This is a genomic window from Arthrobacter sp. B2a2-09 (assembly GCF_027587375.1).
GTDB lineage: Bacteria > Actinomycetota > Actinomycetes > Actinomycetales > Micrococcaceae > Arthrobacter.
In genome coordinates, this window is sequence record NZ_JAMXIC010000001.1 from 100,478 (window position 1) to 115,502 (window position 15,025).

The following is a 15,025-nucleotide window of genomic DNA, read 5'->3' on the forward strand; positions in this document are numbered from 1 at the left end:
GACACAACAATGTGCGGAATTGCCGCGCTGCAGCTGCGCAACCCCTCGCTGCATCCCGAGATGGGCAGCCTCCTGTCCTCGATGATGTGCCAGATCGTGGACCGCGGGCCGGATTCCGCCGGCCTGGCCGTCTACGACACCCCGGGCCTCGTCTCTGCAGGGACATCCACCCTCAGCCTCCTGGGCAAGAACCACGGCCTGCCGCTGGCTGACATCACGGCATCCCTGGAAACCCTGTTGTCCCCGTCCGCGGCTCCGGACGTCAGGGTGGTGGGCGACACCACCCTGGTGAGCGCCGCCGTCGGGACCGAGCTGCTGGTGAAGGCAGTGCGCGAAACCCTCCCGGAGTCCACCATCATTGGCCGCGGAGAGCACGTGGCCGTCATGAAGAGCGTGGGTCATCCGATGGACATCGCCGCCGAGCACGGGCTTCAGGCCATGGCCGGAAGTCAGGGCCTGTCCCACACGCGCATGGCCACCGAGTCCGCCGTCACGGCCGGCGGTTCCCACCCCTTCTCGGTGGCCGACGACCTGTGCCTTGTCCACAACGGATCCTTCTCCAACCACGCCACCATCCGGCGGGAGCTCAAACGTGAAGGGGTCGTGTTCGATTCGGACAACGACACCGAGGTCGGCGCCCGCTACATCGCCTCGCGCCTGCAGCAGGGCGATGACCTGGAAACGGCATTGACCAACCTCGGGAAGGTCTTCGACGGTTTCTACACCCTGGTGGTCACCACCGCGGACAGCATGGCCGTGGTCCGGGACCCGATCGCCTGCAAGCCCGCCATCATCGCCGAGACCGGGGACTACGTGGCCATGGCCTCCGAATACCGTGCCCTGGCGTCCCTGCCCGGCATCGAAACAGCCCGCATCTTTGAACCGGAACCCGGAAAGGTCTACACATGGTCACTCTGACAGCCCCCGAAACAACAGCCCCAACAACCACAATTGACCTGGCCGGCAGCCCGGTGCGGGACCTGAACCAGGCCCTCCACAACGCCATCGACGGCCAGGCCTGGACCGTCACCAGCCCCGGCGGCAAGCACAGCCTCGCCGTCGGAATCGACGCCGACATCAGCGTCGCCATCAAGGGCCATGCCGGCTATTATGCCGCCGGGATGCACAAAACGGGCACCGTGACCATCAGCGGCAACGCCGGGGTCGGACTCGCGGAGAACATCATGTCCGGCAAGGTGCACGTGAAAGGCGACGCCTCCCAGTCAGCGGCGGCCACGGGCCACGGCGGACTCGTGGTGATCGACGGCAACGCCGGGGCCCGCTGCGGAATCTCCATGAAAGGCGTGGACATCGTGGTCGGCGGGAACATCGGCCACATGTCCGCCTTCATGGCCCAGGCCGGCCGGCTGGTGGTCTGCGGCGACGCCGGCGAAGCCCTCGGTGACTCCATCTACGAAGCCCGCATATACGTGAAGGGAAGCGTCGCTTCCCTGGGCGCGGACTGCATCGAAAAGCCGATGAACATCGAACACCTCGAGGAGCTGGAAGGACTGCTCGCCGCTGCCGGACGCACCGACGACCCGGCTGACTTCAAACGGTACGGCTCCGCACGGAACCTCTACCACTTCAGCGTCCACAACTCGGCCTCGTACTAAGGACACCCTATGACCATCAACTCACTGCCCCAGGACACTGTCCTGCCCGCCCCGGGAATCCCTGCCCAGCGCACCGAGGAGCTGGGATTGCGCGAGTCCGCGACGTTTGACCGTGCGACCATCGCCGATATCCAGCGCGCCGCTGCGACGGGCGTTTACGACATCCGCGGTTGGGGCGCGAAGCGCAAGGTCCCGCATTTCGATGACCTGCTCTTCCTCGGCGCCTCGATGTCCCGCTACCCACTGGAGGGCTACCGCGAAAAGTGCGATACCGACGTCGTCCTCGGCGACCGCCACGCGAGCCGGCCGCTGCACCTGCAGACCCCGGTCACGATCGCCGGCATGAGCTTCGGCGCACTGTCCGCGAACGCGAAGGAAGCGCTGGGGCGCGGTGCCAGCGAAGTGGGAACCTCCACCACCACGGGCGACGGCGGCATGACGCCTGAGGAGCGCGGCCAGTCCAAGCACCTTGTCTACCAGTACCTGCCCTCCCGGTACGGCATGAACCCGGATGATTTGCGCAAGGCCGACGCGATCGAAATCGTGCTCGGCCAGGGCGCCAAGCCTGGCGGCGGCGGCATGCTGCTGGGCCAGAAGATCACCGAACGCGTCGCAGGCATGCGCACCCTGCCTGTCGGCATCGACCAGCGTTCCGCCAGCCGCCACCCCGACTGGACCGGGCCGGACGACCTGGAAATCAAGATCGGTGAACTCCGCGAGATCACCGACTGGAAGACACCCATCTACGTCAAGATCGGCGCGTCCCGGCCCTACTACGACACCGCCCTGGCCGTGAAGGCCGGAGCCGACGTGGTCGTGGTCGACGGAATGCAGGGCGGCACCGCCGCCACGCAGCAGGTCTTCATCGAAAACGTCGGCATCCCCACCCTGGCCGCCATCCCGCAGGCCGTGCAGGCCCTCCAGGAACTGGGACTGCACCGCAAGGTCCAGTTGATTGTTTCCGGCGGCATCCGCACCGGAGCCGACGTGGCCAAGGCCATGGCCCTGGGTGCCGACGCCGTCGCCATCGGCACCGCGGCGCTGATCGCGCTGGGGGACAACGACCCCCGCTACGCCGCCGAATACGCCGCCCTGGGATCGGCGGCAGGCTTCTACGACGACTTCCAGGACGGACGAGACCCCGCCGGCATCACCACCCAGGATCCCGAACTCTCCTCCCGACTGGACCCGGTGGCCGGCGGGCGGCGCCTGGCCAACTACCTGCGCGTCCTGACCATGGAGGCCCAGACCATCGCCCGGGCCTGCGGAAAATCCCACCTACACAACCTGGAACCCGAGGACCTCGTGGCCCTCACCATCGAGGCCTCCGCCATGGCCAGGGTTCCCCTCGCCGGCACCAGCTGGATCCCCGGGGCGAAGTAATGCCGGAATCCTCCGAATACGTCGTGGTCGGCGCCGGGCTGGCCGGCGCCGCCACGGCCTGGCAGCTGGCCTTGCGGGGCCATGACGTCACGATCCTGGAACGCACGCGAGCGGCGGCCCACGACGGCAGCTCCCACGGCTCCGCCCGGATCTTCCGCTACGCCTACCCGGACGAGTTCTACACCCGGGCGGTCATTGAATCCCGCGAGCTGTGGGATGAACTGGACCATGCCAGCGGACTGGAACTGATCACACCCTGCGGGGCCGTGGACTACGGCCCCGAGCGGCAACCGGAGCACCTCGCCCGGATCCTCGCCGCGGCCGGCGTCGAACACGAACTCCTCAGCGCCGCCGAAGCACGGGAGCGCTGGCCGCACATCGCCTTCGACACAGCCGTGCTCTGGCACCCCGGCGCAGGCGTGATCGACGCCGAGTCCTCGGTGAACGCCATGATCGAACAGGCAGTGAAGCACGGCGCCAGGCTGCTGACCGGATGGAACGTCTCGCGCGTGGAAAAGCGGGGAACCGGCTACCGGCTGTTTTCCGGCGGTTGGGAAACGCTCGACGCCGGGAACGTCATCATCAGCGCGGGCGGGTGGCTGCCCTCACTGCTGGGACACTTGCCGCTTCCGGCCGGGTTCCTGGCCGGGCTGCCGGAGTTCACCGTCCGGCAGGAACAGGCCTACCACTTCCGCTACCTCGATCCCGGGAGCGTTGCGGCCTGGCCCACCTTCATCCACAAGAGCGCGGACATCCAGACCTACGGTCTGCCCGGAGGACGGGATGCCGGCTTCGCCGGCCAGAAGGTCGCCGAATACAACGGCGGCAAATTCATTCCGTCAGCCCTTCAGCAGACCGGCAGGGTGGATCCGGAGAACCGGAGCCGCGTCGCGGACTACGTGCGGAAATACCTGCCCGGTCTTGACCCCGAGCCGTACGCGGAGACCACGTGCCTGTTCACCAACACTCCCAATGAGGATTTCCTCATCGACCGGGCCGGCGGCCTCACCATCGTCTCCCCTTGCTCGGGGCACGGCGCGAAATTCGCACCCCTGATCGGCCGGTGGGCGGCCGATCTGGCTACCGGGACCGGCGAGGTCCCGTCCCGGTTCCGCCAGGCAACCGCCCGGATCCGTACCAACTAGACCCTTCTGCAGAAACGGACCCAGCCAATGACCTCTTCGGCGACCACACCGACAACCGACACCGTCACCGCCCTCATGCGGGACATTTCCGGCGTCGGGACAGACCTGCACCGCGGCGGCTACTCCCGCCCGGTCTTCTCCGACGCCGAAACCGAGTTGCGAAGCTGGTTCATCGAACAGGCCGGCAGGCGGGGACTGGACGTCACCACCGACAACAACGGGATCATCTGGGCCTGGTGGGACACCGCCACCGGGGTCCGCACGGACGCCGTCGTGACCGGCAGCCACCTCGATTCCGTTCCCGGGGGCGGCGAGTACGACGGCCCGTTGGGTGTCGCCTCGGCGCTGGCCGCCGTCGACATCCTCAAGGCCCGCGGCACCCGGCCGCGCCGCCCGCTGGCGATCGCGGTGTTCCCGGAAGAGGAAGGTTCCCGCTTCGGCGTCGCTTGCCTGGGCTCCCGGCTCATCACCGGGGCCCTGGACCCGGACAAGGCCCGCAACCTCAAAGACGCGGATGGCAACAGCTACGCCGAGGTGGCGGCAGCCAACGGACAAGACCCTCGGTTCATCGGCGCAGACCACACAACCCTCCAACAGCTGGGCATGTTCGTTGAACTACACGTCGAACAAGGGAGGGGACTGAGCGACCTGGGCCAGCCGGTGGCCATCGGATCATCGATCCTGGGCCACGGCCGGTGGAAGCTCTCCGTGCACGGGCAGGGCAATCACGCCGGAACCACCCTCATGAAGGACCGGAAAGACCCGATGATCGCCGCCGCCAAAATCATGATCGGCATCCGGGACACCGCCAGGAACTACAAGGAGGCCCGCGCCACCGTGGGCCGACTCCAGCCGGTCCCGGGAGGCACCAACGTCATCGCCTCCCGGGTCGATATGTGGATCGACGTCCGGCACCCCCGGGACGAAGTCACCGCAGCCCTGGTCGAATCCATCCACCTCAACGCCCAGGTCATGGCCGCCGAGGAAAACTGCACTGTCACCTTCGGGACTGAATCGCTCAGCCCCACCGTCCATTTCGACACCGGCTTGCGGGACCAGCTCCAAACCCTGCTCCCCAACGCGCCGGTCCTCGACACCGGCGCCGGCCACGACGCCGGAGTGCTCGCAGGCCACATCCCCACGGCGATGCTGTTCGTCCGGAACCCCACCGGGATCTCGCACTCTCCCGAGGAACTCGTCGACGACGCCGACGCAGAAGCCGGAGCCCGAGCTTTGGCGGACGTCCTCTCGGGCCTGTTGGGTGAGGCCCGGGTGATCGGCTAGAAGCCATGGCCGCCACCTATGATGGCTGGGTGACCAATCAGACAGGCGGGGAGACGGATGTGTCAGCAGAGACCGCAGTAGATGGAGTGGCCGGCAAGCTCGAGCGCATTATCGCCGCGCAGCTCCGCCACTACCGAACCGCCCAAGGACTCTCGGCCGCAGAACTCGCAACCAGGACCGGCATGTCCAAGGCGATGATCTCCAAGATCGAATCGGCCAGCACCTCGTGTTCGCTCACGACCCTGCAGCGGCTGGCCGACGGGCTGAAAATACCGGTCACAGCCCTGTTCCGCGGCGCGGACACCGACAGGGACGCAACGTTCACCAAGAACGGCGAAGGCAGCCTGACCGTGCGCAGCGGAACCCAGCACGGGCACGAATATCGCGTCCTCGGGACCCTCAAGGGCCGCACCGACGCCCTCGAACCCACCCTGGTCACGCTGACGAACGCCTCCGACGTCTTCCCGCTGTTCCAGCACCCCGGCACCGAATTCATCTACATGCTCTCGGGAAAGATGATCTACGGCCACGGTGCGTACGAATACACCATGGAACCGGGGGACTCACTTCTTCTGGACGGCGAAGGACCCCATGGCCCCCTGGAACTGCTCGAACTGCCCATCAGGTTCCTGGCCATATCGGCAAAATAGCAACCTGGGCGAGACTCAGCAACCAGTTGAGATCAGCGGGCCGCGGTAGCGGTCTGCTCCTGGAAAGCCGGAACGACGTGCTCGATGAAGAGCTCGAGCGAGCGCTTCTTCTCCTCATGGGTCAGGCTGTTGTCGGACCACAGGCTGAACTCGGTTACGCCGAGGGCCTCGTAGTGGCGGAGCCGCTCGATCACCTCGTCCGGCGTCCCGATCATCGCCGTCTGGTGCAGGGACTCCGGCGTGAACTCCGGGCGGTCGGCGAACTTCTCGGCCGGGCTGGGCTCAAGGAAACCGTTCTTCGGGGTGTTCTTGTTTCCGAACCAAGCATCAAAGGTCCGGTAGAACTTCTCGATGCCCTCCGCCGGACGCCGCCATCCCTCGGGCTCGTCCGCAGGGTGGACGTGGGTGTGGCGGAGCACCATGAGTTCCGGGCGGGGGACGCCGGGGTTGTTTTCGACAGCAGTGTCGAACTTGCGTGCAAGGTCGTCGACCTCTTCGTCGCCCTTCATGAGAGGCGTGACCATCACGTTGCAGCCGTTGGCGACGGCGAACTCGTGCGAGGAGATGTCGCGGGCGGCGATCCACATGGGCGGAGTGGGCTTTTGCAGGGGCTTTGGGACACTGGTGGAGGTCGGGAACTGCCAGATCTCGCCGTCGTGTGCGTAGTCACCTTCCCAGAGGGCGCGCACGGCGGGAACCATCTCGCGCAAGTGCTTGCCGCCGTCGACTGCCGACATGCCGCCCATGAGGCGGTCGAACTCGAACTGGTAGGCGCCGCGTGCCAGCCCCACTTCCATTCGGCCGTTGCTGATGACATCCAGAAGCGCCGTCTCGCCGGCAACGCGTAGCGGGTTCCAGAACGGCGCGATAATTGTTCCCGCGCCCAGCCGGATGCGCGACGTGCGCGCTGCCAGGTATGCGAGCTGGGGCATGGGGCTGGGAGAGATGGTGTACTCCATCGAGTGGTGCTCACCAATCCAGATGGTGCTGAAACCTCCGGCCTCCGCGATGAGCGCGAGCTCCGTGAGGTTCTCAAAGCATTCGCGGTGTGAGACGGTTTCGTCCCAGCGCTCCATATGGGCAAAGAGGGAAAAGCGCATTAGTGACTCCTTCGTTCTGCGGCGATGTTCACCGACACGTGTTGGCTGGGTGCCGTTTCCTGGGCGGCTGCGTTGCGTTCGGCGATGGTTTGGTTGCCGCGGGACCAGTGTTCATGCTCGATTTCGCGGATGATGACGGTGGTGTTTTCGGGTACCGCACCCACTGAGCTTTCGGCGGCACGGTGAAGCGCGCCGATGAGCGAGCGAAGCTGCTCGGGGGTCCGGCCCCGGGCGATGGAGACTTCGATAAGAGGCATTACGGCTCCTTATGACTGCGGAGGACGAACAGCTCGGATAGGGGCATGATCAGCTCCTCATGATGAAGGGGTCCGCAATGGGGGATTCGTCCGTGTTGATCCAGACGCTCTTGAGCCTGGTGTATTCACGGATGCTCTCCATGCCGTGTTCGACGCCGACACCGCTGGTCTTGAAGCCTTCCCGGGGTGATTGGGGAGACATGGTGCGGTAAGTGTTGACCCAGATGGTGCCTGCTTCCAGGCGGCTGGCCATCCGGTGTGCCCTGGCGAGGTTGGTAGTCCAGACACCCGCCGCTAGTCCGTAGCTGGTGTCGTTTGCCAGGCGCAGCACTTCCTCCTCGGTTTCGAAAGGCATGATCGCTGCGACAGGGCCGAAGATCTCCTCCCTGACCACGCGCATGGAATTGTCGACGCCGGTGAGAACGGTGGGTTCGAAGAAGTAGCCGCCGAGGCCGATATTGGGGCGGCCCCCTCCGGTCAGAACAGTGGCACCCTCGGAGACGCCGAGATCGACGTAGCCGGCCACCTTGTCCCGCTGATCCTGGAAGGCCAGCGGCCCGAGTTCTGTGGCGTCCAGGAGCGGATCTCCGATCACGATGCTGCGGGCGCGATTGGCGACGCGCTCAAGCAATTCGTCGTAAACCTCCTTGTGGGCGAACACGCGGCTGCCTGCGATGCAGGTCTGGCCAGCCGCGGCGAAGATACCGGCCACCACCCCCATGGACGCATTGGCCACGTTGGCATCCGCGAAAACAATGTTCGGGGACTTGCCGCCCAATTCCAGCGTCGAGCCGATAAAGCGGGAAGCGGTTGAGGAAGCAATGCGGGCCCCGGTGGCGGTGCTGCCGGTAAAGGAGATTTTGGCCAGGCGGCGGTCGTCGACCAGCGCGGCTCCGGCTTCTGCGCCGAAGCCTGTGACGACATTAATGACACCGGGCGGGAAACCGGCTTCGTCGGCCAGTGCGGCCAAGCGCAGCACGGTAGCGGAGGTATATTCCGACGGTTTGATCACGATGGTGTTGCCCGCGGCGAGGGCGGGGGCGAGCTTGCTGGTGGTCAGCGTCAGCGGCGAGTTCCACGGCGTGATGGCACCCACCACCCCGAGGGGTTCGCGGAGGGTGTAGTTGAGCATGGCCCGGCTGGAGCCCGGGATGGTGTCGCCCTGGATTTTGTCAGCCAGCCCGGCGTAGTAGTAATAATACTCGGGCATCGCGGCGAGCTGGGCGCGCATTTCCCGGAGGAGCTTGCCGTTGTCTTCCGTTTCCATCCGGGCGAGTTCTTCCCCGTGTTCGCCGACGAGGTCGCCCAAGCGGCGGAGCAAGTGCCCACGCCGGGTCTGGCTGAGGTCGCGCCATGCAGGGTTTTCAAACGCCGCCCCCGCGGCTGATACGGCCCGCTCGACGTCGGCCTCGTTGCCCCGTGCGGCGCGGTAGAGCACGTCCAGCGTCGCCGGGTTCGTGCTTTCAAAGTACTCCCCGGACGACGGCGGAACCCACTCTCCGTTGATGAAGTGCTCGTAGCGGCGTTCAGTGGACATGTGAATGCTCCTTGATGAAGGCGGTGAGGGTGTTGGCGAGCTCTTGGGGACGTTCCAGCGGCATCATGTGGCGGGCCCCGCTGATAACGGAGTAGGTGCAGCCGGGGATGGCAGAGGCCAGCCGGGCGCTCATCTCCGGTGTCGACCCAGGGTCCAACTCACCGGTCACGGCATGGGAGGGAACCGCGATCCGGGGGAGTTCGGGCGCGATCTCCGCGTCTGCAGTAGCGAACACGCGGTAACAGGCCAGGAAGGATTGTGGGTCGTTGCGCTGCAGGACCCTGCGTGTGGCCTCGACCAGTTCCGCCGGGACGGAGGTCCCCTCCGGGTACCACCGGCGGATAGATGCCTCCACTGTCGCCGGAAAGTCCGCTTCGGCGGCCGTGAGCCGCATCATCACCGCAGCGTGTTCTTCCGGGGTCCGAGCACAGACCGATGCGACGCTCACCAGGGAGGCGACGACGTCGGGCCGGAACCGTGCCAGGTGCTGCCCCACGAGGGCGCCCAGCGAGAACCCCACAACATGGGTTGCCGGTTCAAGACGCTCGGCCACGTCGGCTGCGAGTTCGGCAAGCGTCACCCCTTCAGGGGCTTTCTGTCGTTGTCCATGGCCCAGGAGTTCGAGAACCTGGACATCGTATTCCGGCTCGAGGAATTCGCGCAGGGGTCCCCACATCGACCCGTCGAGGCCGACCCCGTGGATCAGTGCTATACGGGCGCGGCTCACGACGGCGATCACCTACTTCGTTTCGGTCGCGAAAGCCGCGAGACGCTGCTGAGGTCGTCCCTGAGCCGCAGCGGCAAGCGCGATCACGATTTCATCGGCATGGGGTGCGTCATTGATCCGGACCTCGATGCTCTGGTGGTGGGATCGGATGGTCGCGTCGGTGATGTGTTTGAGCGGAATGTCGAACACAACGCCGGCAGGTCCGCGCTTCTCGACAGCAGGCAAAAGAGTGGTCGCATTGGCTGCGTCGCGGAAGTGGTTTCCGAAGGCAAGGGTGTGAATGAGACCGGAGCCATGCTCGATCTCGCCGTTAAGGCCGACGATGGCGGCCTTTCCGTACGCTTCGGCCGGAGCGCCGAGGGCTTCGAGCACCCGGGGAGCGAGGAGGGCGCCGATGTCCGAGGCATTGCCGTCGATCCCTTCGGAGAGGTCTTCGACGAATCCCTGGCCAGCCCAAGGGTTTTTGACGATGGCTGCGACCACGGCGACGCGTGCTTTCGGCGTGACGTCCCGGCCGCCCTCGGTGAGGATGTCTTCCGTGAAGGTGACAATCTTGCGGATGCTCATGAAATTAGTTCTCCTATGGTGTCTGCTTTGACGATGGGGTCGGTAAGGCGATCCCCGATACGCGAATGGGGGCGGGGTCCGGTAGAGGCCCCCAGTACTACGACGATCTCCCCTGGGCGGGGCGCGTCACCGATTCGCGCGGTGATGGTCTGGTAATGGGTGCGGGTTGCGGCGGCGTTCTTGTGCCACAGCGGCACTACGAGGGTGCTGCCGGCGTCGGCCCTATTATCGGCGAAACAGATGATCGATTCGCCCTCGAAATACTCACGGACCAGGTTGCCGAAAAACGGGGTGTGAATGAGCGCGGCCCCGTGCTCGATCTCCCCGTCCGTGCCCACGATTGCTGCCTTGCCGAAGGCTTGGATAGCATCCACGCCACCTAGCTCCATGCTAAGGACGTCAGTGAGCTTTCGCGCAAGCACCGGGGCGAGCTGGATTACTTCCTCGCTCAAGTCATCGGTGGCGGTTCCACCCAGCCACGGGTTGGTAACCACAGCGGCCGCCGTTGCACGGACCGCCGGGACAGCGGGGGAGAGGCCGTTCTCGAGGAGGATCTCCTCGCTGTAATAGACAATCTTGCGGATTCCCAAGCCCTGATCGTTCATCATTTCGTCCTGGCCAGGGCGTGCTGGAAAATCGAAAAGCGCATGGCTTCCTCTCGCATAGTGTTTCGCTTAGCTCCGGCGATCCAGTGCCGGTTCGGTGACCAGGGCTTCGCGGGACGTCGCGTAGACGTGGTTCCGCATGGCGGATTCCGCGCCGAAGGGGTCTTTGTTCTCGATCATTTCGAGGACTGCATGGTGCTCCCGGGTGGAGGCCGCGATCCGGCCTGGGTGTTCGACGGTGCGCACTACCAGCCGCTGGTACGCCAGCTGGTTCATCAGCCGTTCATAGTGTTCGTAAAGCTTGAGGTTGTCCGAGCCCCGGACAATCGTCCAGTGGAATTCGTGGACTAGCCGGGCATAGGCTTCCTTGTCCCCAGTGAGGACTGCCTCGTCGGAGTCCTTGAGGTTCCGGCGTAGAACCGAAAGTTCGGACGCGTCCCCGCGACGGGCAAGCAGCGACGCCGCCAACCCCTCCAAGGACTCCTTGAGCTGGAAGAGCTCGACGATCTCACGGCGCGTGGGCTCCCGCACGAAGGTACCGACCTTCGGGCGGATTTCCACCAGGCCTTCTTGCTGGAGCTGTTTGAGTGCCTCCCGGACGGGAGTGCGGCTGACCTCGAATTCCTGGGCGAGGTAGGCCTCGGGCAGGAGGGCGCCCGGGGGGAACTCGCCGCCCAGGACGAGTCGCCGGATCCTGTCGAGGAGGCCTTCCTGCCCGACCGCTTCTGTCGTAACCATCAGAGTGTCTTCCATGGGAGCCAGCTTATGATGCATGCATGAAGGGCGTCAAGAGTCCCGTCATCCTTTGAGAAGTTTCTTGAAATTTCGGCATTTATGGCTACTTTGCCCGGTTCTATTGACCTAAACGTGTGACCTGCCTTACCGTCGTTGGTATGCAACAGACTCTCGAACCGATCATCACATCAGCTTGGCTCGACGCCTGGGACAAGGGTGACCTCAACGCCCTCGACGGCCTCGTGGCGGATGGTTACACCCGCACCAGCAAGGCGACAGGAGCAACTGTCGATCTCGCCGGCTTCAAGTCTGAGATTGCTGCCGTGCGCGAAGCTTTTCCCGATCTGCGCACTACCGTTGACAACGTCGTCGAAGGGGACGGCACCGTCGCCGTCTTCTGGACTTCCACTGGCACCCACGCCCGCGAGTATCTTGGCGTTCCGGCGACCGGTCTCACCGTTCAGACCAGGGGCTCGAACATCTTGGTTCTCAAAGATGGAAAGATCACGAAAGAAACCGTGACGTGGGACGGGAGTGAGCTGCTGGCCGCCCTTGGGATTCGCCCACTACGCGGTACGGCTGCACCTGCAGTTGGAGACAGCAGCGACGTCCCGGAGCTTGACGCAGGCTTGATGAAGGCATTCAACCGCCAGTTCATCACCGGCGTCACCGTGGTCACCACCAAAGAAGGCGAAACCCCCAAAGGGCTGGCAGCGAACTCGTACTGCTCAGTCTCCATTGAGCCGCCCCTAGTGCTGATCTGTGTCCAGAAAACCTCCAGCACCTACCCGGCGCTGTTCTCATCGAGCCACCTCGGCATCAACATCCTCGGAACGGCACAACACGAAACGGTGCGTGTGTTCGCCTCGAAGGCCGTAGACAAGTTTGCTGACCTGGACTGGCATGAGGGGCCGAAGGGAAGCCCGCTTTTGGACGGGTCCGCGGCTTCTTTGGAAGCCGAAATTCAAGAGCGTTTCCAAGCGAAGACCCACACTGTCTTCATCTGCCGGGTCCGGCACGCCGAAATCGACGACTCTGCGCCAATGGTCTACAAGGCCGGACATTTCTACGACGGCGGAAATCTCGCCGAACTCTAAGTGTCGGCACGGCTGACAAGCCTTGCACGGGAAACCAGCCGCACCGACACAACCTGCTCTCTCAAGCAGCGCACCATAGGTGCGCATTCCACAATAGGACAAGAAATGATCCCAGACACCATAAGTGCCGTCTCCGAGGACAGCATCGCCGAAGATCGCGGCTACCGCGACAGCCTTACCAAGATCGAGCCGTACGGCATCGAGCACATCCCCGAGGTCGAACGCCACGGCAAGCCACGTTCCCAGTTCTTCCTCTGGTTCGCAGCCGGCATGAACTTCCCCATCGTCGTCCTCGGCTTCAGCGCCGCCTACTTCGGGCTCCCTTTCTGGGCCGCTGCCTTGGCGATCGTTCTTGCCGGAGTGACCTCCTCGGCAGGAATGGGCTATCTCTCCGCGATGGGCGTCCGGCTGGGCGTGCCCCAGCAGATGCAAGGGCGCGGTCCGCTCGGATTCATCGGCAACCTGTTCCCCGTGGCATATGTGAACGTCTTCGCTGGCATCGGCTGGGCAGCGGTGACCGTCATTCTCGGCGGCCAGGCCATCGCATTGCTAACCGACGTGCCCTTCTGGCTATCGGCGCTCATCCTCATGGGCATCCAGCTTGGCGTCGCGGTCATCGGATACAACCTGATTCACTTCCTCCAGCGCATCCTCTCGTTCGTCCTGGTGATCGGCTTCGTCTTCATTACCGTCGTCGCTGCTGCCAACGGACACATCGTCAATACTGTCAACACATCTGCCCCGGGCTTCGACGGCATCGGCGGATGGATCGTCTTCTTCGGCTGGTTCTTCTCCTTCATCGTCGCGTGGATGCCGTTCGCCTCCGACTACTCCCGCTACCTCCCCAACACCCCCGGCAACCGCCGCGGCGCCGGCTGGGCGACCATGCTCGGCAACGGCGTCACCCTGATATGGATGGGCATCCTCGGCACACTCCTCGGGTCAACGGCGACCGCCACTGACAGTATCGGAGCCCTCAAGGAACTCATGGGCCCGTGGGCGCCGATCGGCCTGGGCGTCGTCGCATTGTCTTCCTTCACGCAAAACTTCCTCAACGTCTACGGCGGTGCCATCTCCATCCAGACGATGGGCGTGCCCGTCAAACGCCACACCGGAGTCATCTTCATCTGCATCGTCTCGTACCTCGTGGCCCTCTGGGGCCAAGGCGGGTTCAACGAAGGCTTCACGGCATTCCTCAACCTGACGGCATACTGCATCGCCCCGTACGTCGCAGTCCTCGTGTGCGACTACTTGTTCGGAGGTCGCCGAACTGAGCGCGGACTGCGTGAGCTTTTCGATAAGAGCCGGAAGTTCGAATGGGGCTTCGTGGCTTGGGCCGCCGGTGTCGTCCTCTCGTCCCCGTTCTGGATGTCATCCATCTACACCGGCCCCATCGCCGCCGCGTTCCCCCAAATCGGTGACCTTTCCTATTACGTCGGAGCAGCCGTCGCGACGGGCGTGTACTTCCTCACCCACCGGCGTCAGCGCCTCTCCGGACACGACATGCTGGACCGCAGCGACGCAGGTCAGACCCTCTAAGATGCCGAGCAGTTCCTGTAAGGCCAGGTGGCTCCCCACAGACAGCTGGGGAGCCACCTGGCCCAGATCGAGTCCGGCATCGCCGATCCTTATTCCAGCTAGGAAGGCCAGAAATCGTGATTAGCAGCAAGACCTCAAACAGTGGGGCAAAAGGCCACCTGGTCGTAATTGACATGCAACGTGCCTTCCGCGAAGCGGGAGATTGGTACATTCCCCGGTACGACGAAGCGGCCCGAACCATCGCGCGTCTGGCAGCATCCGGACTGGAACCGATCATCACACGCTTTGTCCCCGACCCCGCAGAGGAAGGTTCATGGTCCTCGTACTACGACCGATGGCGAAGCATGCGCCTGGATCCCGCCGATCCCATTTGGCACATTGACCTTCCGGGCGTTGAGGCCCGCGGCTCGATTGACCTTCCGACGTTCTCCAAATGGGGGGAAGCGCTGGCGGCCCGGATTCCCGTCGGGGAAGAGGTTATCCTCACCGGTGTGGCAACCGACTGCTGCATCTTGGCTACCGCACTAGGAGCCGCTGATGCAGGCCGATATGTGACGGTGGTCGAGGACGCCTGCGCAGGCCAGAACGACGCTGTGCATGCCCAGACGCTAAACCTTTTGGAGTTACTTTCACCAATGGTCAACGTCATCAAAAGCGAAACCCTCCTTAATCGACTGCCTGCTGAGTCGTCGGAAAGTATTCGGCGGGGGAGAGAATAGGCGGGCGGAAGTCTCGCAGCTCAGGTTCCAGGGCGACTCCACAGAAGCCCTATGGTGCATGCAT

At 64.4% G+C, this 15,025-nt stretch carries 16 protein-coding genes; 9 read left to right on the plus strand and 7 right to left on the minus strand.

Going from position 1 to position 15,025, the window contains the following annotated elements; translation table 11 throughout:
• The first annotated feature begins 9 nt into the window (after positions 1-9).
• From NFJ07_RS00450 to NFJ07_RS00480, 6 genes are read left to right on the plus strand one after another with little or no spacing between them, the layout of a single operon-like run.
• Complete coding sequence (locus NFJ07_RS00450) at positions 10-918, plus strand: glutamine amidotransferase (RefSeq protein ID WP_269991705.1); 909 nt, start codon at positions 10-12, stop codon at positions 916-918.
• The gene (locus NFJ07_RS00455) at positions 906-1,616 is read left to right on the plus strand and encodes a protein glxC (protein ID WP_269991706.1); all 711 of its coding nucleotides are present in this window, start codon (positions 906-908) and stop codon (positions 1,614-1,616) included. The genes NFJ07_RS00450 and NFJ07_RS00455 overlap by 13 nt, the downstream gene beginning before the upstream one ends.
• A 9-nt stretch (positions 1,617-1,625) precedes the next feature.
• Positions 1,626-2,999, plus strand: a complete 1,374-nt coding sequence (locus tag NFJ07_RS00460; protein WP_269991707.1) for an FMN-binding glutamate synthase family protein — start codon at positions 1,626-1,628, stop codon at positions 2,997-2,999.
• Positions 2,999-4,144, plus strand: coding sequence for an FAD-dependent oxidoreductase (locus NFJ07_RS00470; RefSeq protein ID WP_333482026.1), 1,146 nt, complete (start codon positions 2,999-3,001; stop codon positions 4,142-4,144). Before NFJ07_RS00460 ends, NFJ07_RS00470 begins: the two co-directional genes overlap by 1 nt.
• A 27-nt stretch (positions 4,145-4,171) precedes the next feature.
• The gene (locus NFJ07_RS00475) at positions 4,172-5,428 is read left to right on the plus strand and encodes an allantoate amidohydrolase (RefSeq protein WP_269991709.1); all 1,257 of its coding nucleotides are present in this window, start codon (positions 4,172-4,174) and stop codon (positions 5,426-5,428) included.
• A 29-nt stretch (positions 5,429-5,457) separates the two neighbouring features.
• Positions 5,458-6,078 (plus strand): helix-turn-helix domain-containing protein, encoded by a 621-nt coding sequence (locus NFJ07_RS00480; RefSeq protein ID WP_269991710.1) that lies wholly within the window; start codon positions 5,458-5,460, stop codon positions 6,076-6,078.
• A gap of 32 nt (positions 6,079-6,110) precedes the next feature.
• Here the strand turns inward: NFJ07_RS00480 and NFJ07_RS00485 are convergent, their stop codons facing one another.
• The 7 genes from NFJ07_RS00485 to NFJ07_RS00515 all read right to left on the minus strand — a co-directional run bounded on the left by NFJ07_RS00485 (position 6,111) and on the right by NFJ07_RS00515 (position 11,624).
• Positions 6,111-7,178, minus strand: a complete 1,068-nt coding sequence (locus NFJ07_RS00485) for an LLM class flavin-dependent oxidoreductase (protein ID WP_269991712.1) — start codon at positions 7,176-7,178, stop codon at positions 6,111-6,113.
• Positions 7,178-7,435, minus strand: a complete 258-nt coding sequence (locus NFJ07_RS00490) for a tautomerase family protein (RefSeq protein WP_269991714.1) — start codon at positions 7,433-7,435, stop codon at positions 7,178-7,180. The genes NFJ07_RS00485 and NFJ07_RS00490 overlap by 1 nt, the downstream gene beginning before the upstream one ends.
• A 49-nt stretch (positions 7,436-7,484) precedes the next feature.
• A complete protein-coding gene (locus NFJ07_RS00495; RefSeq protein WP_269991715.1) occupies positions 7,485-8,972 on the minus strand; it encodes an aldehyde dehydrogenase in 1,488 nt (495 codons plus the stop codon).
• The gene (locus NFJ07_RS00500; RefSeq protein WP_269991716.1) at positions 8,962-9,699 is read right to left on the minus strand and encodes an alpha/beta fold hydrolase; all 738 of its coding nucleotides are present in this window, start codon (positions 9,697-9,699) and stop codon (positions 8,962-8,964) included. Before NFJ07_RS00500 ends, NFJ07_RS00495 begins: the two co-directional genes overlap by 11 nt.
• Positions 9,700-9,711: 12 nt before the next feature.
• Entirely contained in the window at positions 9,712-10,266 is a 555-nt protein-coding gene (locus tag NFJ07_RS00505; RefSeq protein ID WP_269991718.1) for an amino acid synthesis family protein, read from the minus strand.
• Positions 10,263-10,871, minus strand: coding sequence for an amino acid synthesis family protein (locus tag NFJ07_RS00510; protein ID WP_269991719.1), 609 nt, complete (start codon positions 10,869-10,871; stop codon positions 10,263-10,265). Before NFJ07_RS00510 ends, NFJ07_RS00505 begins: the two co-directional genes overlap by 4 nt.
• Positions 10,872-10,940: 69 nt before the next feature.
• On the minus strand, positions 10,941-11,624 hold the full coding sequence (locus NFJ07_RS00515) for a GntR family transcriptional regulator (RefSeq protein WP_269991720.1): 684 nt from the start codon (positions 11,622-11,624) through the stop codon (positions 10,941-10,943).
• Positions 11,625-11,764: 140 nt separating this feature from the next.
• Here NFJ07_RS00515 and NFJ07_RS00520 point away from each other — a divergent pair, with 140 nt between their 5' ends.
• The 3 genes from NFJ07_RS00520 (at position 11,765) to NFJ07_RS00530 (ending at position 14,961) form a co-directional block, all read left to right on the plus strand.
• Positions 11,765-12,703, plus strand: coding sequence for a flavin reductase (locus NFJ07_RS00520; RefSeq protein ID WP_269991721.1), 939 nt, complete (start codon positions 11,765-11,767; stop codon positions 12,701-12,703).
• Between the two features lie 105 nt (positions 12,704-12,808).
• Positions 12,809-14,242, plus strand: coding sequence for a purine-cytosine permease family protein (locus NFJ07_RS00525; RefSeq protein ID WP_269991722.1), 1,434 nt, complete (start codon positions 12,809-12,811; stop codon positions 14,240-14,242).
• A 116-nt stretch (positions 14,243-14,358) separates the two neighbouring features.
• The gene (locus NFJ07_RS00530) at positions 14,359-14,961 is read left to right on the plus strand and encodes a cysteine hydrolase family protein (RefSeq protein ID WP_269991723.1); all 603 of its coding nucleotides are present in this window, start codon (positions 14,359-14,361) and stop codon (positions 14,959-14,961) included.
• The last annotated feature ends 64 nt before the right edge of the window (positions 14,962-15,025 follow it).

Excerpts from the sequence above, each read along its gene's own strand:
- NFJ07_RS00450 (WP_269991705.1), top strand. The coding sequence starts at position 10 with ATGTGCGGAATTGCCGCGCTGCAGCTGCGCAACCCCTCGCTGCATCCC.
- NFJ07_RS00455 (WP_269991706.1), top strand. The coding sequence starts at position 906 with ATGGTCACTCTGACAGCCCCCGAAACAACAGCCCCAACAACCACAATT.
- NFJ07_RS00460 (WP_269991707.1), top strand. The coding sequence starts at position 1,626 with ATGACCATCAACTCACTGCCCCAGGACACTGTCCTGCCCGCCCCGGGA.
- NFJ07_RS00470 (WP_333482026.1), top strand. The coding sequence starts at position 2,999 with ATGCCGGAATCCTCCGAATACGTCGTGGTCGGCGCCGGGCTGGCCGGC.
- NFJ07_RS00475 (WP_269991709.1), top strand. The coding sequence starts at position 4,172 with ATGACCTCTTCGGCGACCACACCGACAACCGACACCGTCACCGCCCTC.
- NFJ07_RS00485 (WP_269991712.1), bottom strand. The coding sequence starts at position 7,178 with ATGCGCTTTTCCCTCTTTGCCCATATGGAGCGCTGGGACGAAACCGTC.
- NFJ07_RS00490 (WP_269991714.1), bottom strand. The coding sequence starts at position 7,435 with ATGCCTCTTATCGAAGTCTCCATCGCCCGGGGCCGGACCCCCGAGCAG.
- NFJ07_RS00495 (WP_269991715.1), bottom strand. The coding sequence starts at position 8,972 with ATGTCCACTGAACGCCGCTACGAGCACTTCATCAACGGAGAGTGGGTT.
- NFJ07_RS00505 (WP_269991718.1), bottom strand. The coding sequence starts at position 10,266 with ATGAGCATCCGCAAGATTGTCACCTTCACGGAAGACATCCTCACCGAG.
- NFJ07_RS00510 (WP_269991719.1), bottom strand. The coding sequence starts at position 10,871 with ATGAACGATCAGGGCTTGGGAATCCGCAAGATTGTCTATTACAGCGAG.
- NFJ07_RS00515 (WP_269991720.1), bottom strand. The coding sequence starts at position 11,624 with ATGGAAGACACTCTGATGGTTACGACAGAAGCGGTCGGGCAGGAAGGC.
- NFJ07_RS00520 (WP_269991721.1), top strand. The coding sequence starts at position 11,765 with ATGCAACAGACTCTCGAACCGATCATCACATCAGCTTGGCTCGACGCC.
- NFJ07_RS00525 (WP_269991722.1), top strand. The coding sequence starts at position 12,809 with ATGATCCCAGACACCATAAGTGCCGTCTCCGAGGACAGCATCGCCGAA.